This window comes from Muriicola sp. (assembly GCF_041567615.1).
GTDB lineage: Bacteria > Bacteroidota > Bacteroidia > Flavobacteriales > Flavobacteriaceae > Muriicola.
On sequence record NZ_JBFGBM010000253.1, the window covers coordinates 1 to 2,758 of the forward strand.

4 protein-coding genes are annotated in these 2,758 nt (G+C 50.3%); 3 read left to right on the forward strand and 1 reads right to left on the reverse strand.

Annotated elements, in window-relative coordinates:
- Positions 1–981, forward strand: a 981-nt coding sequence (prfA, locus tag ABYP73_RS12680; protein ID WP_372974576.1) for a peptide chain release factor 1, incomplete at its 5' end; no start/stop codon positions are given.
- Positions 982–987: 6 nt separating this feature from the next.
- Positions 988–1,809 (forward strand): orotidine-5'-phosphate decarboxylase, encoded by an 822-nt coding sequence (gene pyrF, locus ABYP73_RS12685; protein ID WP_372946605.1) that lies wholly within the window; start codon positions 988–990, stop codon positions 1,807–1,809.
- A gap of 1 nt (position 1,810) precedes the next feature.
- Here the strand turns inward: pyrF and ABYP73_RS12690 are convergent, their stop codons facing one another.
- A complete protein-coding gene (locus tag ABYP73_RS12690) occupies positions 1,811–2,005 on the reverse strand; it encodes a hypothetical protein (protein WP_372946606.1) in 195 nt (64 codons plus the stop codon).
- 195 nt (positions 2,006–2,200) lie between these two features.
- On the opposite strand from ABYP73_RS12690, the gene ABYP73_RS12695 reads away from it, so the two are divergent.
- A complete protein-coding gene (locus tag ABYP73_RS12695) occupies positions 2,201–2,707 on the forward strand; it encodes a hypothetical protein (RefSeq protein ID WP_372974577.1) in 507 nt (168 codons plus the stop codon).
- Positions 2,708–2,758: the final 51 nt, after the last annotated feature.

A 2,758-nucleotide genomic window follows, 5' to 3' on the forward strand; every position in this document is an offset into this window, starting at 1 on the left:
CAATTGAACAAGGAATACAAGGACCTCAAGGTACTGGTCGATAAGCGCAAGGCCTATATCGATCTGAAGAACCATATCAAGGAGGCCGAAGAGATCCTCTCTGCCGGGGCTGAAGAGGAAATGCTGGAAATGGCCAAGATGCAGCTAGAAGAGGCCAAGGAAGGCCTGCCCGAGCTCGAGGAAGAAATCAAATTCCTGCTTATCCCCAAGGACCCAGAAGATGCCAAGGATGTGGTGATGGAGATCAGAGCCGGAACCGGTGGGGATGAGGCGAGTATTTTTGCCGGGGACCTGTACCGGATGTATGCCAAATACTGTGAATCCAGGGGGTGGAAGACCAATATTATAGACCTTAATGAAGGGACCAGCGGGGGATACAAGGAGATCCATTTTGAGGTCACGGGGGAGGATGTATACGGTACCTTGAAGTTCGAAGCCGGAGTGCACAGGGTACAGCGCGTACCGCAGACCGAAACCCAGGGTCGGGTCCACACTAGTGCGGCTACTGTGATGGTACTGCCGGAAGCTGAGGATTTTGACGTCCACATCGACCCCAAGGATGTCCGCATTGATTATTTCTGTTCCTCAGGACCCGGAGGTCAGTCCGTGAACACCACCTATTCTGCAGTAAGGCTCACCCATATCCCTACTGGGATTGTAGCCCAGTGCCAGGATGAAAAATCACAACACAAGAACAAGGACAAGGCATTCCGCGTCTTGCGATCCCGATTGTACGATATGGAATTGCAGAAAAGACAGGAGGAAGATGCAGCCAAAAGGAATTCCCAGGTGAGCAGTGGGGACCGGTCTGCCAAGATCAGGACGTATAATTATCCACAGGGCCGGGTGACCGACCACAGGATAGGCCTGACACTCTACGATTTGCAAAATATCATGAATGGGGATATTCAGAAGATTATCGATGAACTTATGCTGGTCGAGAACACGGAAAAACTGAAAGAAGCCTCTGAAATTTTCTGATCGCTTATGAACACTTCGGAATTACTGGATCAGATCAAAAAGAAGGGTTCCTTTCTCTGTATTGGTCTGGATACCGACCTGGAGAAGATCCCGCCTCACTTGCTCGATGAACCCGACCCTATCTTTGCCTTCAATAAGGCTATCATCGATGCCACCCACCATCTGTGTGTGGCCTATAAACCCAATACAGCCTTTTACGAAGCCTACGGCCTAAAGGGATGGCAGGCGCTATCCAGGACCATAGACTATCTCAATTCAGCATACCCGCACATTTTTACTGTGGCTGATGCCAAAAGAGGAGATATCGGCAATACGGCTACCCGTTATGCCGAGGCTTTTTTCAACGACCTCAATTTCGATTCCGTGACCGTGGCTCCTTATATGGGCAGGGATTCCGTGGAGCCCTTCCTGAATTTTTCTAACAAGTTCACCATCCTCCTGGCTTTGACCTCCAACGCAGGGGCGTTTGATTTCCAGACGCGGGAGATCGACGGAAAGGCACTGTACAAAAGGGTACTGGAAACGGCATTGACCTATGAACATTCGGATCGCCTTATGTTTGTCGTGGGTGCCACCAAGGCAGAATTCCTCAGGGAGATCAGGAAGATCGTACCCGAACATTTTCTGCTGGTCCCCGGGGTGGGGGCACAGGGAGGAAGCCTGGAAGAGGTCTGCAAATACGGAATGACAGACAGGGTAGGCCTTCTGGTGAATTCCTCCCGAAAGATCCTCTATGCCTCCCAGGGTAAAGACTTTGCCCAGGCGGCCGCCAAAGAGGCGGAGGCCCTTCAGGAATCCATGAAAAAGGAACTGGAAAAGAGAATGTAGCTCAGGCGAGCTGTTCAAGCCGCTTGCGGATGGCCTGCGCCTTTCTCTCAAAAAAATCTCCGAGCTGGGTGCCGGCATAACGACTGTCAGCTGCCCTGTTCATCAGGGACTGGTAGTAACTGATCATCCTGGTGGTAGCCTGGGAACCACTTCCCAAATGGGTGGAGGATCCCACTTTGCAATACTGACTTTTCATAGACTGATCTTTTCATTAAAGATACGACCCCCCTGACCTAAAAGGCCTATAACGGTGTTGAGTAACCCAATTAATCGGTGATTTATAGGAAACACCAGCAAAGCCTTTACGGATCCCACAACATCCGGTCTGTTTTTCCGGTTCAAAGGGAAGTTGGGTATCTTTTCGTATCTTTTTGTCATCAACCGCAAACCCTTGAAGAAAATAGCCCTTTTGCTGGGACTCCTGTTCACCGCTCTTCTGTCTACAGCCCAAAATACCCATTGTGCCTGCTGCACAGAAGACCACAAAGCCTTTGATTTCTGGCTGGGTGCCTGGGAAGTAACCCTTCCCAATGGGAACAAAGCAGGGAATAATCTCATAGAAAAGATCCAGGGCGGCTGTGTTTTGAGGGAGAACTGGACAGGAGCTAACGGTAACTTTACAGGGACCAGCTATAATTTCTACAATGCGGGAACAGGATTGTGGGAACAGCTCTGGCTGGACAGGTCCGGCACGATCCTGAAATTAAAAGGCCAGAGGACGGGCAATCAGATGATCCTGGAGTCTGACGAGACTGTAAATGAGGATAAAAGCGTAAGCGTTCAGCGGATTACCTGGACCCTGCGGGATGACGGGAAAGTAAGACAAGTTTGGGAAGTGCTGCGGGATGGGGTTTCTGCTCAGGTACTCTTTGATGGCTTGTACAGCAGGAAGGAATGACCAGCCGGGAGGACAAAAAAAAACCGGCCACTACACCGGTTTTTTAAACTA

Bases quoted from the DNA above. Each gene is read 5' to 3' on its own strand.
- pyrF (WP_372946605.1), top strand. From the start codon at position 988: ATGAACACTTCGGAATTACTGGATCAGATCAAAAAGAAGGGTTCCTTT.
- ABYP73_RS12690 (WP_372946606.1), bottom strand. From the start codon at position 2,005: ATGAAAAGTCAGTATTGCAAAGTGGGATCCTCCACCCATTTGGGAAGT.